Raw genomic sequence first — 18525 nt, 5'->3', positions numbered from 1 at the left:
GCTGGGCGATGGCGTGACTCTGGCCCGGAAGGGCATCCTTAACCGTGGCATGGCAGGATCCCCGGTCTGGATTTTGTCCCGCCCCGGGACCATGTGACAGACATGTCGCCGGGCATGACGCGACCGGCGCGGAGTATGGAATGAAAGACGAACGGAACCATCCCTTCCGGGACGCACCGACCGATATCGATGCCGCGCGCCACGTGCCGCAGACCGAACAGTCGGCCTCGCCGTCCTATCGCCTGGCCTTCGCGGACGAATCCTTCCTGTGCCGCGAGGATCTGCGCCCGGTGCGCCTTCAGCTGGAACTGCTGAAGGCCGGCCTGCTGATGGACGAACGCGGCATCGACAGCACCGTGGTGCTTTTCGGCGGCGCCCGGATCCCCGAACCCGCCAACAAGGACAGCGCCCGGACGCCAATGCTGGCCGAACTGTCGGCGCAATACGACGAGGCCCGCAAGTTCGCCCGGCTGATGACCGAAAAGTCGCTGATGTCCGGCTGCCGCGACTGGGTGATCGCAACCGGAGGCGGCCCCGGCGTGATGGAGGCCGGCAACCGCGGCGCGGCCGAGGCCGGGGGCATCTCGATCGGCCTGTCGATCGTGTTGCCGCACGAACAGGCGCCGAACGAGTACGTGACGCCGGACCTCAGCTTCAATTTCCACTATTTCGCCGTGCGCAAGATGCATTTCCTGATGCGCGCCAAGGCGGTCTGCGTCTTCCCCGGCGGCTTCGGCACCATGGACGAGATGTTCGAGGCGCTGACCCTGATCCAGACCGGCCGGATGGAACGCGTACCCTTCCTGCTGTTCGGCACGGATTACTGGACGCGGATCATCAACTGGAAGGAACTGGCGGCCTCGGGCACCATCGCGGACGAGGATCTGGACCTGTTCCGCTTCGTCGACACGGCGGACGAGGCGATGGCCCTGATCGAAGGCTGGGAACCCGCGACCGTCCGCTCGGTCATTCCCGGACGCTAGATCCAAGGGACGGGCGGGCCCCTGTGCCCGCCTGCCTCTTGAAAATCGGGCGAAAAATGCTTTATTTTTAGGCAACAGTACGCTTCACGAGGACCCCATGAGCACCGATCCCTATGCGGCGCTGGGACTGACGAAAACCGCCACGGCCGACGAGATCAAGAAGGCCTATCGCAAGATCGCCAAGACCTGCCACCCGGACCTGAACCCCGACGACAAGGCCGCCGAGGCCCGCTTCAAGGCGGCGTCCGCGGCCTATGACCTTCTGAAGGATCCCGAACAGCGCGCGCGCTTCGACCGGGGCGAAATCGACGCCTCGGGACAGGAGCAGCGGCAGGAACGGAACTTCTATCGCGACTATGCCGAACAGCCGGGCAACCCGTACCGGTCCCGGAACACCCGCTGGTCCAGCACGGGCGCCGGGGCCCAGGACCCGGATTTCGGCGACGCATCCGACATCTTTGCCGAATTCCTGCGCCGCCAGGCGGCGGGCGCCGGCGCCGGCATGGGCGGAACGGGTAGCACGGGCGGCCGCCGCGGCTGGGAGGCCGACTTCGACATGCCGGGACAGGACCGTCACTATGCGCTGGAGGTCGACTTTCTGGATGCGGTCAAGGGCGGCAAGACCGAGATCGTGCTGCCCGAAGGCGGCGCCATCGCGGTTCAGATCCCGGAAGGCACCCGCGACGGCCAGGTGATCCGGCTGCGCGGCAAGGGCGGCAAGGGCTATGGCAAGGGGGCCGCAGGCGACGCGCTGATCACCGTGTCGGTCCGGCCGCATGACGTTTTTACGCGCGATGGCGACGACATCCGCATCGTGCTGCCGATTTCGATCGACGAGGCGGTGCTAGGCGGCAAGGTCGAAACGCCGACCATCGACGGGCCGGTGGGCCTGACGGTCCCGAAAGGTGCATCGAGCGGCCAGACCCTGCGCCTGCGGGGCCGCGGCGCAAAGAAGCGCGGCAAGGATTCCGGGCGGGGCGACCAGTTCGTGGAACTGTCGATCCGGATGCCCAAGACCGTCGACACGGACCTGGCCGAGTTCATGGAGCGGTGGGCAAAGGACCACCGCTATGACCCGCGGGGAGGAAAGATGTGATGAACGGATTCCTGACCGAAGAAGACGTGTTGGAGGCGGTAGCGCCCCTGACACGGGTCCAGCTGACCCGTTTCGTCGAGGCCGAAGTCGTGGCCCCGATGGAAGGCGCCACGGGCCGTGTCTATCGCAGGCTGGACGTGGTCCGGATGGAACTGTTGTGCGAATTGACCGAGACCTATGCGCTGGAACCCGACGCGCTGGCCATGGTCATGGGGCTGGTCGACCAGCTGCACGGCGTGCGTGCCGAACTAAAGGCGGTTCTGTCGGCCCTGGAGGCGGAAGACGATGCAACCCGGGCGCGGGTGGTCGAGCTGTTGAAGGCTGCGCGCGCCGGCTAAGTGCTGTTGCGCCGCACCTGCGTGCGGCGCCCGGCAAAGCGGGGGGCCTGCCGCCCCCCGGCCCCCTGCCCAGGGGACCGTCAGTTGCCCGAACCCCCGAGGCCGGCTTCGGCTTCGATCTGGGCCTTCGATTTCCGGGCGCGTTCGGTGGCGGACTTCAGCTGGCCGCACGCGGCCATGATGTCTTCGCCACGGGGCGTCCGGATCGGGCTGGCATAGCCTGCCTTGTAGATGATGTCGGCGAAGGCCCGGATGCGGTTGTTCGACGACCGCTTGTAAGGCGCGCCGGGCCATTCGTTGAACGGGATCAGGTTGATCTTGGCCGGGATGCCCTGGATCAGATGCACCAGCCGCCGCGCATCCTCGTCACTGTCGTTCACATCCTTCAGCATCACGTATTCGAAGGTGATCCGTTCCGAATTCGACAGTTTCGGATATTCCCGCAGTGCGTTCAGCAGCGTCTCGATGTTCCAGCGCTTGTTGATCGGGACCAGCTTGTCCCGTGTCTCGTTCGTCGTCGCGTGAAAGGACACGGCCAACAGACAGCCGATTTCTTCCGCCGCGCGCGCAATCTCGGGCACCACGCCCGAGGTCGACAGGGTGATCCGGCGCCGCGACAGCTGGATCCCTTCCGGGTCCATCGCGATCTTCATCGCGTCGCGGACATTGTCGAAATTGTACAGCGGTTCGCCCATCCCCATCAGCACGATGTTGGACAGAAGGCGCGTTTCATCCTTGGGCGCGCCGGGGGTCGGCCATTCGTTCAGGTCGTCGCGGACCATCATGATCTGGCCCACGATTTCCCCGGCCGTCAGGTTCCGGACCAGCTTCTGCGTGCCGGTATGGCAGAAGGAACAGGTCAGCGTGCAGCCCACCTGGGACGAGACGCAGAGCGTGCCGCGGTCTTCCTCGGGAATATAGACCACCTCGACCTCGTGCCCGCCGGCGATGCGGGCCAGGTACTTGCGGGTGCCGTCGGTGGACACCTGCTTGGATACCATCTCGGGGATGGCCACCGTGAAGTTCTCGGCCAGAAGCGCGCGATAGGGCTTGGCCAGGTTCGTCATCGCCGAAAAGTCGCGCACGCCCCACTGATAGATCCACTGCCAGACCTGGTTCACCCGCATCTTCGCCTGCTTTTCCGGCGTACCGGCGGCAATCAGCGCGTCCAGCATGGCCGCCCGGGTCAGGCCGACAAGGTTCACCGGCCCCTCGGGCAGTTTCCGGGGAACGGTCAGGACATCCTGGGTGATGGGGGCGATCGGCTGGGGGGCGGACATGGGGCGAATACTCGGGTTTGCGGGCATGGAATGCGGACAGGGGCGGGGGATGGGCTCCTATATAGGAAGGAAGCCCGTCTGCAAAACCCTATTCGTCCGGCGATGCGCCCGAAGTCCCGTCAGCCGCCGCAGCGTTTCTGTGCGTCTTCCGTGGCTGCCGTGAACCCGGACAGCGAGAACGTGTCCTTGGTCTGGGTGCCGCGGGTCGACCGCGCGGTCAGGACGGCCGTCGCGCCGGCCTTCATGGCGGCGACGATCTTGGCGTCCTCGCCTTCCGAAGTCGGCCAGGCCCATTCGCCATCGGTGAAAAGATTGAAGGTGGAATCGCCGATCTGAAGCGACACGTTCGACCCGCGGGCAAAGGGATAGCCGCCGGTAAAGGTCACCTGGCCCTTCACCCCGGCATCGGGCCGGAAGAAGACCATCAGCAGGATGTCACCGCGCCGCACCGGCACCACGCGGCCATCGCGTGTGTTCACGGTTTCCTTGGGCGCGGACGCACTCCAGCATTCCTTGGGATTGTCCTCGACGAAGACGCTCCAGTCGGTCTCGGCAGCCACCCGGTTGTCGGTCGTGGACTGGGCCACGGCCGGTTGCGCCAATGCGCCCGCCAGACCCACAGCGGCAATGACTGCCTTCAAACCCCAACGCCGTTCGTTCGTGCCCGTTACCAGAAACTGCACCGCCATATTCCTGCGCCTCTCCGTCAAGCCTACTCGTCCGGCTTTGGCTGCCGGTTGCCTCACTGGGCACCTGTCCCGGTGCCTCGCTTGCTGACGCGCGTACACTAGCGTAATTATCCCGCATTGCGAAAGGCCGTTGCCGAAAATTTTCCAACCCGACAGGAGGGTTCAATGACGCAAGATGCGGTGCCGATGGTGGAGCTGTGGCGTGCGGACCTCTTGGAAAGCTTGCATTTCGGGCATGCGGTAGTCTGTGACGCCGGTGGCGAAATCCTGCACAGCTGGGGCGACCCGCAGGCGCTGATCTACCCCCGAAGCTCGTGCAAGATGATCCAGGCGCTGCCGCTTATTACTTCCGGTGCAGCGGATGCCCATGGGCTGACCACCGAACAGCTGGCACTGTCCTGCGCCTCGCACTCGGGGGCGGCGATTCACACGACGCGCGTCGCCTCGTGGCTGGCCGACCTGGGCCTGACCGACGACGACCTGCGCTGCGGCCCGCAGGAACCGACGGACCGTCCCGCGATGGAGGCGATGATCCGCGCCAACGAAAGCCCCTGCCAGATCCACAACAACTGTTCCGGCAAGCATGCGGGCTTTCTGACGCTGAACAAGCACCTGGGCGCGGGCCCCGACTATGTCGAACCCGACCACGCGGTCCAGCTGGCCGTGCGCGCGGCGTTCGAGGACGCGACCGACATGGAAAGCCCGGGCTTCGGCATCGACGGCTGTTCCGCCCCGAACTTCCAGACAACGCTGCACGGACTGGCCCGCGCCATGTCCTGGTTCGCTACGGCGACCGACCGCAACGACAGCCAGAGCAACGCCGCCGCCCGCCTGGTCGCGGCGATGGTGACCCACCCGGAACTGGTCGCGGGCGAGGAACGCGCCTGCACCCGGCTGATGCGGGCCATGGGCGGCAAGGTCGCGGTCAAGACCGGGGCCGAAGGCGTCTTCATCGCCATCGTGCCGGAACGCCGGCTGGGCATTGCGCTGAAGATCACCGATGGCGCCACCCGCGCGTCCGAGGCCGCGCTTGCCACGATCCTGGTCGAACTGGGCCTGATCGCGGCGGAAGACCCGGTGGCACAATCGCTGATGTGCCCGCCGCAACTGAACCGACGCGGGATCCCGGCGGCGCGCATCGCGCCGGCGTCCGGGCTGTCGCTGTAAGCGATCCGGCCACAGGGCCGGGCACCCTCACGTTGGGGCTTTGTCGGGTCGGGGATTCGCGGTAGACTGCTGAAAAAACCAGAGCAGTAAAATCGGATTCCACATGTTTCGTCACAACGCCCTTGCGGGCGCTGTGGTGCTGTTCCTTCCGGCAATTTCAATGGCCGGAACGGCTGGCACCACGGACCTGCGCCCGAAAACCCGCCCCGACAGCATTGCCGTCGGCCGCGCCGCGACCTCTGCCCCCAGCGTCCGCATGGCGTCGCTGGCGGTGAACCAGTCGCCGCGCCCCATCGCGCGGCCCGCGACCCGGCCAGAGGCGGCCAATGTCGTGGCCAGCCTGTCCGACACCGCGGACGAAAACGCGCGCTTCCACGCCTGGATCCGCGCCTTCCGTCCCCGGGCCGAGGCACAGGGCATCCGCCCCGCCACACTGGATTCCGCGTTCCGGAACGTCCAGTTCGACCCGAACGTGATCCGGCTGGACAGCAGCCAGGCCGAGTTCAGCAAGCCGATCTGGGAATACCTGGACGGCGCGGTATCCGATTCCCGCATCACCAATGGCAAGGCCGCGCTGGCCGCCCAGTCGCGCACTCTGGCCGGAGTCGAAAGCCGCTATGGCGTCGACAAGGAAGTCGTCCTGGCGATCTGGGGGATGGAAACCAACTATGGCGGTTATCGCGGCCGTAACAGCGTGATCGATTCGCTGGCCACGCTGGCCTTTGAAGGCCGCCGGTCGTCCTTCTTCGAGGGCGAGCTGATCGCGGCGCTTCAGATCCTGCAGGCCGGCGACACGGTGCCCGCCAGCATGAAGGGCAGCTGGGCAGGCGCGATGGGCCATACCCAGTTCATGCCGACCTCGTTCCTGGAATATGCCGTCGACTATACCGGCGACGGCCGGCGCGATATCTGGGGCGAAGATCCCGCGGACGCGCTCGCCTCGACCGCCGCCTACCTGAAGCGGCACGGCTGGACCAAGGGTCAGCCCTGGGGGGTCGAGGTGAAGCTGCCCCGCGGCTTCGACTACACCCAGGCCGACCGCAAGGTGAAGAAAACGCCGTCCGAATGGGCGCGGCTGGGCGTGGCGGGCTACAACGGCCGGTCGATTCCGAATTACAGTGCGGCCTCGATTCTGCTGCCGGCAGGCGGGGGCGGCGCGGCCTTCATGATCTTCGACAATTTCGCGGTGATCGAACGCTACAACTCTGCCGATGCCTATGTGATCGGGGTGGGGCACCTGTCCGACCGGATCAAGGGCGGGCCCGCGATCCAGCATGGCTGGCCGACCGGCGACCGCACCTTGTCGCTGTCGGAACGGAAGGAGATGCAGGCCCTTCTGACCGCCCGCGGCTTCGACACTTTGGGGATCGACGGCCGGATCGGTCCGAAGACCGTCAGCGCGGTGCGCGCCTATCAGCAGGCCGCCGGGATGGTTCCGGACGGGTTCCCGTCGATGGCGGTGCTGCAACGGCTGCGCTAGGTTCCTAATTCTCCCCAAGCAATCCGGCGGGACGTCTGACCTTAAAGCTATTAGGGTAGCGGCCGTCCGGCGGGGTGGTCGCAAAGCGGCCGCCCCCTGTTCCGTCGGCTGGGGGGCGGGTCGGCCCCTACCCGGCCTGCTGCCGGGTGGGCGCCCAACCGGCACCGACCTCCCCCCCCACCGCCACAGACAACAAAATCCGTGCCGTAACGTCAGCGTTGTCGCGGCGGCACCCGGCCTTTCTGGTACCCGGACCCAGCGACCAGAGATCCCTTTCCATGACCGATACCACCCCGATCCTGCAAAGCGCCCCGGCCGAGGCGCCGGTGCGCATGATGCGCGGGGTCCTGTTCGGTCTGTTGGCGGTGCTGCTGTGGGCCGGGTCGATGGCCTATTCCCGGCAGGGCATCCAGATGGGCCTGTCGCCTGCCGATATCCTTGTCATCCGCTTCGGCGTGTCGGGTCTGGTCCTGCTGCCCTGGCTGCTGCGCGCCGGGATCGGCGACCTGGCCGGCGTCGGCTGGCCGCGGGGCATCGCCCTGACGCTGTGTGCCGGGGTCGGCTTCGTCTTCCTCGGCGCGGCTGGCTACATGTTCACGCCGCTGTCCCATGGCGCCGTCATCCAGCCCTCCACCGCGTCCCTTGGCGGCCTTCTGGTCGGATGGCTGTTCCTGGGTGAACGCATGACGTCTTCCCGCACCATCGGCACCCTGTTGGTCGTCTCCGGCGTGGCGCTGATCGCCTCGCGGTCGCTGATGATGGCCGAAGCGATGCCGGATGCCTGGATCGGCGACCTGATCTTCGTGGGTGCGGGCCTGTGCTGGGTGGGCTTCACCGTGGCCGTGCGGCAATGGAAGATCGGATCGATGGCCGCGGCCTCTATCGTCGCCGTCCTGTCGGCTGCCATCGTTCTTCCCGGTTTCCTGATGCTGGGCACCTTCGACCGGCTGGCCGCCCTGCCCTGGCACGCCATCGCGGGTCAGGCCCTGTTTCAGGGATTGGGCGCCGGGATCATCGCCATCGCCGCCTTCACCCGTGCCGTAACCGACCTGGGCACTGCCCGTGCGGCCCTGTTCCCGGGCATCGTCCCCGCCGCCACGCTGGCCGTGGGCATCCCCGTGACCGGAGAATTCCCGACCACCACCGAAGCCCTGGGCGCGCTGCTGGCCAGCCTTGGCCTGACCGTGGGCCTGGGCGCGCTGGACCGCCGTCGGGTGCAGGCCCAGGCCTAGGCCTCCTGGGCCAGGCCCAGCTGCATCAATGGCAGCGAGCGGCCAGGCATCGCGCCCGACGGCACCTCGCCCACCTGCACCGCCCCTTTCGCCACATAGAAGGGCACGGCGTTGGGATCCGCCTGGATCATCATCCGCGCCGCCCCTGCCGCCCGCGCGACATCGATGCCCCAGCGCAGCAGACGCGCGCCCACGCCTTTCCCGATGAAGGAAGGGTCGACGAACAGCGACAGAAGCTCTGCCTCGTCCCCCTTCGTCTCGACCAATGCCAGGCCGGCCAGCACCCCGTCCACCTCGGCCAGGGCGAAATCGTGGTCGAAATCCTCGGGGCGCAGCGCCAGTTCGTCCCTGCAAGCGTCCAGAAAGGCCTCGTCGTAGCCCCAGTACCCCTTGGACCGGCGGCACAGCGCCGTCAGGGCCGGCAATTCGTCAAGCGTGGGGGTTCGGATCAGCATGGGGCAACTCCTCCGCGACGGCTGACAAATGCGCGAAACCCGGGCGCGCGGCAGCGCGTCCGGGTTTCATGATGTCGTTCTTCGAAAAATGCGCAGATCCGGGACGCTGCAGTCGCCTGCAGCGTCCCGGCTGCGTGAGAGGTCGGCCGAAGCCTAATTGCGGGCTCTCCCACGCAAAGCCTGTCCTGCAGTACCTGCGCAACCGAAGAATCGGCCGGGCGGACCATAGGATATGGATCGTGGAAGTCAGCGCGTTCTGCGCGCCAGGTCCGGCCATTCTGACCGACACGGTCGGACCGGCGCAGCTTTTGCCACGCCGGAACCGCGAATGCTCAGAAACCGAGCCCTTCGTATTTCTTCTTGAACTTCGACACACGGCCGCCCGAGTCGGTCAGGCGCGCGCCGCCACCGGTCCAGGCCGGGTGCACGGTGGGGTCGATGTCGAGCGTCATGGTGTCGCCTTCCTTGCCCCAGGTCGATTTCATCTTGTAGATCGTGCCGTCGGTCAGCTTGACGTCGATCATGTGATAATCGGGATGCGTATCCTTTTTCATCGCGCGCGTCCTTATGCCTGGGCCCCGGCCGCATCGGCCTTCGGCTTGTAGTTGGAGACCTCTGCGATCCGGGCCGACTTGCCGCGGCGCGAACGCAGGTAATACAGCTTGGCGCGACGCACCTTGCCGCGACGAACGACGGTGATCGAATCGATGTTGGTCGAATACAGCGGGAACATACGTTCCACGCCTTCACCGAAGGAAATCTTGCGGACGGTGAACGAACCGGCGATGCCCTTGCCGTTCTTGCGGCTGATGCAGACGCCTTCGTACATCTGCACACGGGTCCGCGTGCCTTCCGTCACCTTGAAGCCGACACGCACGGTGTCGCCGGCCTTGAAGTCGGGAATCTCTTTCCCGAGGGAAGCGATCTGTTCCGCCTCCAGCTGTGCGATCAGGTCCATTGACCTACTCCTTTTCTGCCCCCGGTTATTCCGGGAAGGTGCTGTGCCTCAGAGCTCCGGTCTTCGTCCGGGTCCGGCCCGATGGATCGGGACGCCCGCAGGAGGTTTCAGGTCACGTTTCTTGATCGTCCGGCCCCTTGCGGACCCCTAGCGGAAGAAGGCCGGGGGATGGACAAAAGGCACCCGGTCCGGTGACCCCGAAAGGACCCGAACGCCGGCGGTATAGGAGGAGTCGGAAGGCGGATCAAGCCCTTTGTCCAAAGGGCTTGCAGGGCCTTGCGGCCCCGCCGGGCGAGGGCCTTACGCGAACACGTCCGCCCATTCCGGATGCCGCTGGTACTGCGCCTTCACGTAAGGACAAAGCGGGATCACCTTGTACCCCTTTTCGCGGGCATCGGCTACCAGCGCCTCGACCAGCTTCCTGGCGATGCCGCGTCCGCCCAGGTCCTCCGGCACCCCGGTATGGTCGGCGATGATCAGGGTCGGGTTGGTCTTGGAAAAGGTCAGCTCCGCCTCCTGCCCTTCGACGATCGTCACGAAGCGGCCGCGGGTTTCGTTTTCCTCGCGAGTGATCTCGATATCGGTCATTTGGGACACTCCGTCAGGGGGTCGGCAGTCGGCTTGGGCATGCGGGCCGGGTCCCCCGTACCAGATCGGCCCTGCTGCCAGATTGGCCATCGGGATCCTGCATGCAAGGGCTTTCACGGCAGCAACGTGCCGCCCGGTCCGACCTGCGTTGACTTCACCTGCCAACGCCGAAACCATTGGCAAATTCTTAACGAGGAGCGAAAATTGCTTAAGAACTGCCTGCTTCTGGCCGGCTCGATCCTGGGCCTGGCCATCTGTGCCACCGACACGACCGCCGCGACCGATATCGGGACGGACAGTCCGTCCCGCATGAGCAGTGCGCAAAGCTATCCCGAACCCGGAACTACCTATCTGACGTACCGGGACGGGATCGGCTATCAGGTGAACTATATCGCGCCCAATGGCGAGGCCTGGCTGTGGTATCCCGGCATTGCCGAAGGCATCGCCGAGGAATGGCGCCTGGGCCGCAGCGGTTCCATGGACATGATCTGCTGGCGTCATCCGCAAGGATCGGACACCGAGCTTGGCCGGGATTTCCAGTGCAATTCACTGAAACTGGCGCGCAGCGGCATCGTCGCCCGCTTGCCGGGCGATCCCTACAAACTGTCGACGGGCCAGGTACCCTACACGCGCGAAGCCTGTTCCGCGCCGAAGGAATTCCGCTTCGACCGGTCCGGGCACGGCTGCTGACACGTCAGCTTTCGCCCTTGGCACGCCGCCAGGCCTCCCAAAGGTCGGGTCGGCGTTGCCGGGTGATCTCTTCCGATTGCGCCTTGCGCCAGTCCGCGATGCGGCCGTGATGGCCGGACATCAGCACCTCCGGGATCTCCAGCCCCTGCCATTCCGCCGGACGGGTGTACTGGGGATGTTCCAGCAGCCCGGCCGAAAAGCTTTCTTCCTCGGTCGAGCTTTCGTTGCCCAGCACGCCCGGAATCAGCCGCACGGTCGCGTCGATCAGGGCCTGGGCGGCAATCTCTCCGCCGGTCATGACGAAATCGCCAAGGCTGACCTCGGCAATGCCGAAATGGTCCAGCACGCGCTGGTCCACCCCTTCGAACCGACCGCAGAGCAGTGTGACACCGGGTGCGGCGGCCAGGCCGCGCATCAGGTTCTGGGTCATCGGCCGGCCGCGGGGGGACAGGTAAATCAGCGGCCAGCCCTGCGGCGTCCCGGCCATCGCATCGGCGATGGCATGGCCCAGAACGTCCGCGCGCAGCACCATGCCGGCGCCACCGCCCGCAGGCGTGTCGTCGACATTGCGGTGCTTGCCCACGCCGTACTGGCGCAGGTCGAATGTCTGCAGTTGCCACAAACCCATCTGCAGCGCCTTGCCGGTCAGGCTTTCCCCCAGCACGCCCGGAAAGGCGTGGGGGAACAGGGTGATGACCTTGGCCTTCCAGACACCGACAAGGTCCGGCGTCGCCATCAGGTCGCGCGGACGGACCGAGGCGCTGATCGACTTGCGGCCATGGGATCGTGCCGGCGCCTGGACGGGGCGGGCCGGGATATCGTCGGAATCGGGCATCAGGCTCTTTGCATTCAGAACAGCCCTTCGGGCGGATCGGCAACGATCCGGCCCAGGGTCAGGTCGACTGTCGGGACGACGGTGCGGGTGAAGGGGATGAGGACCGTGGCCTTCATCCCCGGCCCGTAGACTTCCAACAGGTCGTCCGCGCCGTGGTTCATCACCGCCTTCACGCGGCCCAGGACGGTGCCGCCGGTATCGACGACTTCCAGACCGATCAGGTCGGCATGGTAGAATTCGTCGTCTTCCAGTGCCGGCAGGCGATCGCGCGGGGCATAGAGGCGTAGCCCCTTCAGCGCGTCGGCCTGTTCCTTCGTGGCCACACCGCCCAGATGGGCGGTGAAGCCGTTCTTCATCTGCCCGGTCAGCACGACGGAATAGCTGTGGGCGCCATCCTCGGTCTGAAGGGGTGCATAGTCGGCGATGGCCTCGGGCTCGGCGCAGAAGCTTTTCAGCCGCACCTCTCCCCTGACGCCATAGGCGCCGGCCACGGCGCCCACACAGACCAGTTCCGTCATCTCAGACCCCTTCCGACAGGTCGCAGTATCCCTGCACCGTCAGCATACCGCCGGCGGCCGAGCAATTCTGCTCGACCCGCCCGCGCTCCAGCTTCATGCCGGCATAGAAGCCGGCCCCGAAGATGAAGGCAAGAAAGACGAGACGGACCATAGGGGCGCCGTTCTGGCTACCGGGCTAGAAGGCCGGGCCTTACTCGGCTGCGGCTTCTTCGGCCGGAGCGGCAGCGGCTTCGGCTGCGGCGGCTGCCTTGGCGGCTTTCTCTTCAGCGCGTTCCTGGGCTTTCTTGCCCGGCTCGGCCTTCTTGGGGTTCGAACGCTCGGTCTTGGCGATCACGCCGGCGGCTTCCAGGAAGCGGGCGACACGGTCGGTCGGCTGGGCGCCTTTCGACATCCAGTACTGGATGCGCTCGACGTCCATCTTAACGCGCTCTTCGCTGTCTTTCGGCAGCAGCGGGTTGTAGGTGCCCAGCTTCTCGATGAAGCGGCCGTCGCGTGCCATGCGGCTGTCGGCTGCAACGATACGGTAGAAGGGACGCTTTTTCGAGCCGCCGCGGGCGAGCCGGATCTTCATTGCCATTGTGTTTCTCCTTCGAATGGCTTGGTCGGCGGGGTTCCCCCCGGCCGGTGTCTTGAACTTCTGTCGGGCGGGCGGGTCCGCCCGGTGGTTGGTGTCGGCGCGGCGGGGGTTAGCCCGCCGTCACGCCTGGTGTTTCTTGTGGTGCCGGATGACTTCCTGGATGATGAAATTCAGGAAAGCCTTGGCGAATTCGGGGTCGAGGTCCGCGGCCAGGGCCAGTTCTTCCAGCCGGGCGATCTGGACCTCCTCGCGTTTCGGGTCGCTGGGCGGCAGGTCGTGCGCCGCTTTCAGCCGGCCCACCGCCTGGGTGTGCTTGAAGCGTTCGCCCAGCGTGTAAACCAGAATCGCGTCCAGCCGGTCGATGCTTTCGCGGTGTTCCTTCAGGATCGCGGCCGCGCGCGCGGTGTCGTCGGTCATCGTCAGACTCTCCCCCTCAGTCAAGTGCCCATCCTTTCGGTCTGAACAGCGGATCGGCATAGTGCCGGATTTCCATTTCGATGCCATGCGCCAGCTGGGTCCCGTCCAGAGCCGCAGGGCCCGGATGGCGATAGACCGCGTCGCTGCCATCGATGCCGGCCGCCGCCTTGTCGAGCTTCGCGCCCAGCCGTTCCGCCAGTCGGATCGAGGCCAGGTTCTTGGGGTCGATATAGCTGACCGCCCCCTCCCAGCCGCATTCGCGGTAGAAATACCGGCGCGCCGCATTGGTCGCTTCCAGCGCGATGCCGCGGCCTTCGGCACCCGGCCAGATCACCCAGGCGATTTCCGCCTCGGGCCATTTCGCGGGCTTCCAGCCGCCGGCCATGCCATAGGTCTGGTCGGTCACCCGGTCGCGGATCATCCACATGCCGAAGCCACGGATCGCCCAGTGGCCGATCTCGGCCGCGTAGAGCATCCAGGATTCGTAGGCATTCAGCGGCCCGCCCATGAACCGCGCCCGGTAGGACGTGAAGGTGGCCTTGAAATCCGGGTAATCCTCGGGCTCTGGCCCGCGCAGGATCAGCCGTTCGGTTTCCAGGACGGGGATCGCCAGTTCGGTCATGCCAGCGCGTCCGGTCCCGGATGGCGGAAGACCAGCGTGCCGTCCCAGTCGGGCAGGTCCGGCAGCGGAAGGTCGTCGTCCAGCGTGCAGCCCATCCGTTTCGCCAGCGCGATGGAACGGGCGTTTTCCGGGTCGATATAGCTGATCGCCGTGGTCCAGCCCAAGGTGCCATATGCATAGGCCCGGGCCGCCTGCGCGGCCTCGAACGCATAGCCCTTGCCCTCGACCGAGGGGTCCCACATCGACCAGCCGATCTCGCGGTCGGTCCAGCCTTCCGGCATCCACGGGCCGACAGCGCCCAGGGGCGTGTCGGATCCCTTTTCGCAGACGACGAACAGGCCCCAGCCCCGGACCACCCAGTGGCCGATCACGCCGGCAAAGCTGCGCCAGGCCTGGGCCCGGGTCTGAGGACCGCCCATATAGCGCGACCGGTCGGTGCCGAAGAAGGCGACCGACGCTTCGGCATCGCTGCCCTTCGGCGCGCGCAGGATCAGGCGTTCCGTTTCGATCACCGGCGTATTTGCGAGCGTGACGGTCATGCAAGCGCCCTCAGGTCGTGCACAATGACCACGTCGCCGGGATCTTCACCTTCCGCATCCGGGTCGATCACGCCGCCGATCCGTTGGCCAAGGGCGATGGAGCGGGCGTTCCGCGGGTCGATGATGTTGATCAGCCGGTCCCAGCCGAAGCTTTGCCGCGACCAGGTCAGCACGGCGCGCGCGGCTTCCGCAGCGATGCCCCGGCCTTCGGCGTCGGGCACGACGAACCAGCCCAACTCCGGCCCGGGATAGCCGTCGGGTTCATAGATGCCCACCTCGCCCAGATACGCGCCGGTTTCGCGGTCGTCGACGCCGAAGGGGCCATAGCCCCGAAGCGACCAGATCGCCACGTCCGAGGCCCAGATCCGCCAGGCCTGGTCACGGCTCTGCAGGCCACGTTCGAACTCCGAGCGGGGTGAGGCGAAGAAATCCGCCCAATGTTCGAAATCCGCCAGTTTCGGCCCGCGCAGGATCAGCCGCTCGGTCTCGATGGTCGGGATCTGGACAGCGAAGGTCATGCCGCCCCCTCCGGTGCCGAGTGACGATAGGTCTGGCAGTTCGGGATCATCGCCGGCGCATCGGGATCCAGCCGCGCGCCCAGACGCAGGGCCAGCGCACGGGACGGGACATTCGCCATGTCGATATAGCTGACGGCGGTGGTCCAGCCCAGATCGGTGAACAGGTATTCCAGGATCGCGCGGCAGGCCTCGCTGGCATAGCCCCGGCCCTCATGCTCGTCCGAGGCAAGAAGCCAGCACATCTCCGGCTCGGGGAAATGCGACGGATGGAACGGGCCGGCCAGCCCGATGGTTTCGCCGCCGCCCTTCAGCCGGATGGCGAAGAGACCATAGCCCGTCAGCGTCCACTGGCCGACATAGGCCGCGAATTTCTCCCATGCCGCGCCCGCGCTCAGGGGCCCGCCATAGAACTCGGATCGCGGCGCGGCGAAGAAGGCCAGCATTGCATCCACGTCTTCCGCGCCCGGCGGGGACAGGATCAGGCGGTCTGTCGTCAGCGAGGCTGCAGTCATGCCAGGACCCTCCGCCCGCGGAAACGGGTCCGCGTCGTATTGGAGTATTTGGAAAGAGAAGAAGACAGGGTCATTTCTTCTTGCCGAACCCCGACAGGCCCGAAGGCAGGCCCATGCCTCCGCCCAGACCGGAAAGACCGCCGGGCATCTTGCCCGACATCTGCTTGGCCGCCGCTTCCAGCGCCTTGGCATCGGGCGCGCCGGCGCCGCCCAGCCCGGGCATACCGCCCTTGCCGGCCAGCGCGCGCATCGCCTGCTTCATGGCGCCGCCCTTCATCTTGCCCAGCTTCTTCATCGTGTCCGCCATCTGGCGGTGCATCTTCAGAAGCTTGTTCAGTTCGGCCACGTCCATGCCGGCACCGGCCGCGATCCGCTTCTTGCGGCTGGCCTGCAGGATGCCCGGATTGGCGCGTTCCTTCTTGGTCATCGACTGGATCAGCGCGATCTGGCGCTTCAGGATCTTGTCGTCAAAGCCCGCGTCCTGAACCTGCTTGGCCATCTTGCCCATGCCCGGCAACATGGACATCATGCCTTCCATGCCGCCCATCTTGAGCATCTGTTCCAGCTGCATCTTCAGGTCGTTCATCGAGAAATGGCCCTTGGCCATCCGGCGCATCATCTTTTCGGCCTGTTCGGCCTCGATGGTTTCCTGCGCCTTCTCGACCAGGGCCACGATGTCGCCCATGCCGAGGATGCGGCCCGCGATCCGGTCCGGCTCGAACGTTTCGAGCGCGTCCATCTTCTCGCCCAGACCCACGAAACGGATCGGCTTGCCGGTCACCGCACGCATCGACAGTGCCGCACCGCCGCGGCCGTCGCCGTCCATCCGGGTCAGGACCACGCCCGAGACGCCGATCTTGTCGTCGAATTCGGTCGCGACGTTCACCGCGTCCTGGCCGGTCAGGCCGTCGACCACCAGCAGCGTTTCGCGCGGCGAAACGACATCGCGCACGTCGGCGGCCTGCTGGATCAGCTCTTCGTCGATATGCAGACGGCCGGCGGTATCCAGCATGTAGACGTCGTAGCCGCCCAGGGACGCCTGCGTCTTGGCGCGTTTGGCGATCTGGACCGGGTTTTCGCCCTTCACGATGGGCAGGGTGTCGACGCCGATCTGGTTGCCCAGGATCGCCAGCTGTTCCATCGCCGCGGGACGGTTGGTGTCGAGCGAGGCCATCAGCACGCGCTTGCCTTCGCGTTCCTTCAGGCGGCGGGCCAGCTTGGCGGTGGTCGTGGTCTTGCCCGAGCCCTGCAGGCCCACCATCAGGATGGGCGCGGGCGGGTTGTCGATCTTGAGCGCGCCGGGATCTTCGGACCCGGTCAGCGTGTCGACCAGCGCATCGTGCACGATCTTGACGACCTGCTGGCCCGGCGTGACCGATTTCGTCACCGCCTGGCCGGTCGCCTGGTCCTGCACCTTCTTCACGAAGTCGCGCGCCACCGGCAGCGAGACGTCGGCCTCGAGCAAGGCCACGCGGACCTCGCGCAGCGCGGTCTTGACGTCGTCCTCGCTCAGCGCACCCTGCTTGGTCAGCCGGTCGAGAACGCCACCCAGGCGGTCGGACAGATTTTCAAACATGGCGCTCTGCGCTCCTCAACTCAGGTATCTCCGGTTGTCCCCTAGTTAGGGGCCGGCGGCACAAAGCACAAACGCACCAGTGGGCGCAACGCGCTGACTGGTGGCGATCCCGAATCGTGCCGGGACCGGAAGCGGGTAAACTTCCGGAGATAAGCTGCGCGGATACGGGGACAGGGGAGTGCTGTCAAGAGTGGCGGCGCCCGGCGGCCGCCCTATTATCCCGGATGCCGGAGCGACGGAAAGGGCAGTCGGGTGGGACAGGACGGTGTGATCTTCGTGGCCGTGGGGAACGGCTACCGCGACCTGGCCTGCCAGGCGGCGGCCAGCCTGGCCATGTCGAACCCGGGTCTTCCGGTCGACATCTTCACCGACGGTCCCCTGCCTCCGCATCATGTCTTCGACCAGGTCCATCCGATCCCCGCGCCCCATCCGCGGGCCAAGCTGGACTGTTTCGCCCGCTCGCGCTTCGACCGGACGCTGTACCTGGATGCCGACGTGCTGGTGCTGGGCCCCCTGGGCGACCTGTTTTCCGTGGCCGACCGGTTCCCGCTGGCCATGGCCCATGACGTCCGCCGCCGCTCGCCGCTGGTCCGGCAGGGCCACGCGGCGGAAACGCCCTATGCCTTTCCGCAACTGAATTCGGGCGTGCTGCTCTATCGCCGGGGAGAGGAGACGGCGGCCTTCTTCGCCGAATGGAAACGCCGCTATGACGCCGCTGGCCACCTTCGGGACCAGATCACGCTGAAGGACCTGCTGTGGGACAGCGACATCCGCTTCTATGTCCTGCCGCCCGAATTCAACCTGCGCCGGACGCCCATGCTCGACGCGTGGGAGCCGCTGGATGCGCGCCCCACGATCCTGCATTCCCACAGGCTGCTGCAGCACCTGCGGGGACGCGGCCAGCGGGTGACAACGGTCGAGGAAATCGCGGCGCTGGAGCGCGAGGCGCTGGGTCGGGAATGGCAGGCCCATGTCGGCCATCCCGGGCCGGTGCCGGCCGGTATTGATCCCGCCGCCCGCTTCGGCGATGTCGACGAAAGCTTTGACAGCGGCCTGTGACCCTTGCAGGTCGTCCGGAACGGGGGACCCGCCATGACCGACGCCCTCAATCTTGCCGACAAGCTGTCCACCTTCGACGAACGCTGGTCGCCGCGGACCGTCACGACATTCAACGGGCACGACGTGATGGTGGTGAAGGTCGAAGGCGAATTCACCTGGCATTCCCATCGCGACACCGACGACTTCTTCCTTGTCCTGAAAGGCGCCCTGGATATCGAGATGCGCGACCGTACCGTGCACCTGGAGCCGGGAGAGATGTTCGTGATCCCGAAAGGCGTCGAACACCGGCCCGTGGCGCGGCAGGAAACCCACCTTCTTCTGATCGAACCTACCGGTACGCCGAATACCGGCAATACGGCCACCGCGGCGGCGCGCAGGGTCGTCTGATCCGGCAGG

Annotated in this window: 25 protein-coding genes; 9 read left to right on the top strand and 16 right to left on the bottom strand. The window is 66.3% G+C overall.

From position 1 onward, the window contains the following. The first annotated feature begins 140 nt into the window (after positions 1-140). The 3 genes from FQK05_RS07755 (at position 141) to FQK05_RS07745 (ending at position 2417) form a co-directional block, all read left to right on the top strand. Positions 141-983, top strand: coding sequence for an LOG family protein (locus FQK05_RS07755; protein WP_158965373.1), 843 nt, complete (start codon positions 141-143; stop codon positions 981-983). Positions 984-1080: 97 nt separating this feature from the next. Continuing rightward, on the top strand, positions 1081-2079 hold the full coding sequence (locus FQK05_RS07750; RefSeq protein ID WP_158965371.1) for a DnaJ C-terminal domain-containing protein: 999 nt from the start codon (positions 1081-1083) through the stop codon (positions 2077-2079). Beyond that, complete coding sequence (locus FQK05_RS07745) at positions 2079-2417, top strand: hypothetical protein (RefSeq protein ID WP_158965369.1); 339 nt, start codon at positions 2079-2081, stop codon at positions 2415-2417. Before FQK05_RS07750 ends, FQK05_RS07745 begins: the two co-directional genes overlap by 1 nt. 80 nt (positions 2418-2497) lie before the next feature. Here the strand turns inward: FQK05_RS07745 and rlmN are convergent, their stop codons facing one another. After that, positions 2498-3697, bottom strand: coding sequence for a 23S rRNA (adenine(2503)-C(2))-methyltransferase RlmN (rlmN, locus tag FQK05_RS07740; protein ID WP_158965367.1), 1200 nt, complete (start codon positions 3695-3697; stop codon positions 2498-2500). Between the two features lie 119 nt (positions 3698-3816). Next, complete coding sequence (locus tag FQK05_RS07735; protein ID WP_407644497.1) at positions 3817-4380, bottom strand: invasion associated locus B family protein; 564 nt, start codon at positions 4378-4380, stop codon at positions 3817-3819. A 171-nt stretch (positions 4381-4551) separates the two neighbouring features. Between FQK05_RS07735 and FQK05_RS07730 the strand changes: the two genes are divergently transcribed. The 3 genes from FQK05_RS07730 (at position 4552) to FQK05_RS07720 (ending at position 8265) form a co-directional block, all read left to right on the top strand. After that, positions 4552-5553, top strand: coding sequence for an asparaginase (locus tag FQK05_RS07730; RefSeq protein WP_158965365.1), 1002 nt, complete (start codon positions 4552-4554; stop codon positions 5551-5553). A 103-nt stretch (positions 5554-5656) separates the two neighbouring features. Next, on the top strand, positions 5657-7033 hold the full coding sequence (locus FQK05_RS07725; protein WP_233270414.1) for a lytic murein transglycosylase: 1377 nt from the start codon (positions 5657-5659) through the stop codon (positions 7031-7033). Between the two features lie 278 nt (positions 7034-7311). Continuing rightward, on the top strand, positions 7312-8265 hold the full coding sequence (locus tag FQK05_RS07720) for a DMT family transporter (RefSeq protein ID WP_158965363.1): 954 nt from the start codon (positions 7312-7314) through the stop codon (positions 8263-8265). On the opposite strand, the gene FQK05_RS07715 is transcribed toward FQK05_RS07720, so the two are convergent. The 4 genes from FQK05_RS07715 to FQK05_RS07700 all read right to left on the bottom strand — a co-directional run bounded on the left by FQK05_RS07715 (position 8262) and on the right by FQK05_RS07700 (position 10266). Beyond that, positions 8262-8720, bottom strand: a complete 459-nt coding sequence (locus FQK05_RS07715; RefSeq protein ID WP_158965362.1) for a GNAT family N-acetyltransferase — start codon at positions 8718-8720, stop codon at positions 8262-8264. The two genes, FQK05_RS07720 and FQK05_RS07715, sit on opposite strands and share 4 nt — an antisense overlap. Positions 8721-9052: 332 nt before the next feature. Then, positions 9053-9274 (bottom strand): 50S ribosomal protein L31, encoded by a 222-nt coding sequence (gene rpmE, locus FQK05_RS07710; RefSeq protein WP_158965360.1) that lies wholly within the window; start codon positions 9272-9274, stop codon positions 9053-9055. 11 nt (positions 9275-9285) lie between these two features. Then, positions 9286-9678 carry a 50S ribosomal protein L19 gene (gene rplS / locus FQK05_RS07705; RefSeq protein ID WP_158965358.1) on the bottom strand — a complete coding sequence of 131 codons (393 nt, stop codon included), beginning with the start codon at positions 9676-9678 and terminating at the stop codon, positions 9286-9288. A 300-nt stretch (positions 9679-9978) separates the two neighbouring features. Next, positions 9979-10266: a GNAT family N-acetyltransferase gene (locus FQK05_RS07700; protein ID WP_158965356.1), complete on the bottom strand. Its 288-nt coding sequence runs from the start codon at positions 10264-10266 to the stop codon at positions 9979-9981. A gap of 204 nt (positions 10267-10470) precedes the next feature. Between FQK05_RS07700 and FQK05_RS07695 the strand changes: the two genes are divergently transcribed. Then, the gene (locus FQK05_RS07695; RefSeq protein ID WP_158965354.1) at positions 10471-10956 is read left to right on the top strand and encodes a hypothetical protein; all 486 of its coding nucleotides are present in this window, start codon (positions 10471-10473) and stop codon (positions 10954-10956) included. A 4-nt stretch (positions 10957-10960) separates the two neighbouring features. Here the strand turns inward: FQK05_RS07695 and trmD are convergent, their stop codons facing one another. The 10 genes from trmD to ffh all read right to left on the bottom strand — a co-directional run bounded on the left by trmD (position 10961) and on the right by ffh (position 17070). Continuing rightward, a complete protein-coding gene (gene trmD, locus FQK05_RS07690) occupies positions 10961-11791 on the bottom strand; it encodes a tRNA (guanosine(37)-N1)-methyltransferase TrmD (protein WP_158965352.1) in 831 nt (276 codons plus the stop codon). Between the two features lie 14 nt (positions 11792-11805). Beyond that, complete coding sequence (gene rimM, locus FQK05_RS07685; RefSeq protein WP_158965350.1) at positions 11806-12309, bottom strand: ribosome maturation factor RimM; 504 nt, start codon at positions 12307-12309, stop codon at positions 11806-11808. A 1-nt stretch (position 12310) separates the two neighbouring features. Then, complete coding sequence (locus FQK05_RS07680; RefSeq protein WP_158965348.1) at positions 12311-12460, bottom strand: hypothetical protein; 150 nt, start codon at positions 12458-12460, stop codon at positions 12311-12313. A 39-nt stretch (positions 12461-12499) separates the two neighbouring features. Beyond that, the gene (rpsP, locus tag FQK05_RS07675) at positions 12500-12886 is read right to left on the bottom strand and encodes a 30S ribosomal protein S16 (protein ID WP_158965346.1); all 387 of its coding nucleotides are present in this window, start codon (positions 12884-12886) and stop codon (positions 12500-12502) included. Between the two features lie 120 nt (positions 12887-13006). Then, on the bottom strand, positions 13007-13303 hold the full coding sequence (locus tag FQK05_RS07670) for a chorismate mutase (protein ID WP_158965344.1): 297 nt from the start codon (positions 13301-13303) through the stop codon (positions 13007-13009). Positions 13304-13319: 16 nt separating this feature from the next. Then, positions 13320-13925 carry a GNAT family N-acetyltransferase gene (locus FQK05_RS07665; protein ID WP_158965342.1) on the bottom strand — a complete coding sequence of 202 codons (606 nt, stop codon included), beginning with the start codon at positions 13923-13925 and terminating at the stop codon, positions 13320-13322. Continuing rightward, entirely contained in the window at positions 13922-14464 is a 543-nt protein-coding gene (locus FQK05_RS07660) for a GNAT family N-acetyltransferase (protein WP_158965340.1), read from the bottom strand. The genes FQK05_RS07665 and FQK05_RS07660 overlap by 4 nt, the downstream gene beginning before the upstream one ends. After that, positions 14461-14982 (bottom strand): GNAT family N-acetyltransferase, encoded by a 522-nt coding sequence (locus FQK05_RS07655; protein ID WP_158965338.1) that lies wholly within the window; start codon positions 14980-14982, stop codon positions 14461-14463. The genes FQK05_RS07660 and FQK05_RS07655 overlap by 4 nt, the downstream gene beginning before the upstream one ends. Next, complete coding sequence (locus tag FQK05_RS07650; RefSeq protein ID WP_158965336.1) at positions 14979-15494, bottom strand: GNAT family N-acetyltransferase; 516 nt, start codon at positions 15492-15494, stop codon at positions 14979-14981. Before FQK05_RS07650 ends, FQK05_RS07655 begins: the two co-directional genes overlap by 4 nt. Before the next feature lie 70 nt (positions 15495-15564). Beyond that, positions 15565-17070, bottom strand: coding sequence for a signal recognition particle protein (gene ffh, locus FQK05_RS07645; RefSeq protein ID WP_158965334.1), 1506 nt, complete (start codon positions 17068-17070; stop codon positions 15565-15567). Positions 17071-17322: 252 nt separating this feature from the next. Here ffh and FQK05_RS07640 point away from each other — a divergent pair, with 252 nt between their 5' ends. Both FQK05_RS07640 and FQK05_RS07635 read left to right on the top strand, forming a co-directional pair. Next, a complete protein-coding gene (locus FQK05_RS07640; RefSeq protein WP_158965332.1) occupies positions 17323-18129 on the top strand; it encodes a glycosyltransferase family protein in 807 nt (268 codons plus the stop codon). Between the two features lie 33 nt (positions 18130-18162). Beyond that, entirely contained in the window at positions 18163-18516 is a 354-nt protein-coding gene (locus FQK05_RS07635) for a cupin domain-containing protein (protein WP_158965330.1), read from the top strand. Positions 18517-18525: the final 9 nt, after the last annotated feature.

It is taken from the genome of Chachezhania sediminis (assembly GCF_009765275.1).
In the GTDB taxonomy this organism is placed as follows: Bacteria; Pseudomonadota; Alphaproteobacteria; order Rhodobacterales; family Rhodobacteraceae; genus Chachezhania; species Chachezhania sediminis.
Note: the sequence above shows the minus strand (reverse complement) of the source record. Positions and strands in the feature narration are given on the sequence as shown.

Coding starts and splice junctions, on each gene's coding strand:
- rlmN (WP_158965367.1), bottom strand. CDS start 3,697: ATGTCCGCCCCCCAGCCGATCGCCCCCATCACCCAGGATGTCCTGACC.
- FQK05_RS07745 (WP_158965369.1), top strand. CDS start 2,079: ATGAACGGATTCCTGACCGAAGAAGACGTGTTGGAGGCGGTAGCGCCC.
- FQK05_RS07700 (WP_158965356.1), bottom strand. CDS start 10,266: ATGACCGATATCGAGATCACTCGCGAGGAAAACGAAACCCGCGGCCGC.
- FQK05_RS07635 (WP_158965330.1), top strand. CDS start 18,163: ATGACCGACGCCCTCAATCTTGCCGACAAGCTGTCCACCTTCGACGAA.
- FQK05_RS07655 (WP_158965338.1), bottom strand. CDS start 14,982: ATGACCTTCGCTGTCCAGATCCCGACCATCGAGACCGAGCGGCTGATC.
- ffh (WP_158965334.1), bottom strand. CDS start 17,070: ATGTTTGAAAATCTGTCCGACCGCCTGGGTGGCGTTCTCGACCGGCTG.
- FQK05_RS07750 (WP_158965371.1), top strand. CDS start 1,081: ATGAGCACCGATCCCTATGCGGCGCTGGGACTGACGAAAACCGCCACG.
- rpsP (WP_158965346.1), bottom strand. CDS start 12,886: ATGGCAATGAAGATCCGGCTCGCCCGCGGCGGCTCGAAAAAGCGTCCC.
- rpmE (WP_158965360.1), bottom strand. CDS start 9,274: ATGAAAAAGGATACGCATCCCGATTATCACATGATCGACGTCAAGCTG.
- FQK05_RS07665 (WP_158965342.1), bottom strand. CDS start 13,925: ATGACCGAACTGGCGATCCCCGTCCTGGAAACCGAACGGCTGATCCTG.
- FQK05_RS07660 (WP_158965340.1), bottom strand. CDS start 14,464: ATGACCGTCACGCTCGCAAATACGCCGGTGATCGAAACGGAACGCCTG.
- FQK05_RS07725 (WP_233270414.1), top strand. CDS start 5,657: ATGTTTCGTCACAACGCCCTTGCGGGCGCTGTGGTGCTGTTCCTTCCG.
- FQK05_RS07670 (WP_158965344.1), bottom strand. CDS start 13,303: ATGACCGACGACACCGCGCGCGCGGCCGCGATCCTGAAGGAACACCGC.
- trmD (WP_158965352.1), bottom strand. CDS start 11,791: ATGCCCGATTCCGACGATATCCCGGCCCGCCCCGTCCAGGCGCCGGCA.
- rplS (WP_158965358.1), bottom strand. CDS start 9,678: ATGGACCTGATCGCACAGCTGGAGGCGGAACAGATCGCTTCCCTCGGG.
- FQK05_RS07650 (WP_158965336.1), bottom strand. CDS start 15,494: ATGACTGCAGCCTCGCTGACGACAGACCGCCTGATCCTGTCCCCGCCG.
- rimM (WP_158965350.1), bottom strand. CDS start 12,309: ATGACGGAACTGGTCTGTGTGGGCGCCGTGGCCGGCGCCTATGGCGTC.
- FQK05_RS07720 (WP_158965363.1), top strand. CDS start 7,312: ATGACCGATACCACCCCGATCCTGCAAAGCGCCCCGGCCGAGGCGCCG.
- FQK05_RS07730 (WP_158965365.1), top strand. CDS start 4,552: ATGACGCAAGATGCGGTGCCGATGGTGGAGCTGTGGCGTGCGGACCTC.
- FQK05_RS07680 (WP_158965348.1), bottom strand. CDS start 12,460: ATGGTCCGTCTCGTCTTTCTTGCCTTCATCTTCGGGGCCGGCTTCTAT.
- FQK05_RS07715 (WP_158965362.1), bottom strand. CDS start 8,720: ATGCTGATCCGAACCCCCACGCTTGACGAATTGCCGGCCCTGACGGCG.
- FQK05_RS07755 (WP_158965373.1), top strand. CDS start 141: ATGAAAGACGAACGGAACCATCCCTTCCGGGACGCACCGACCGATATC.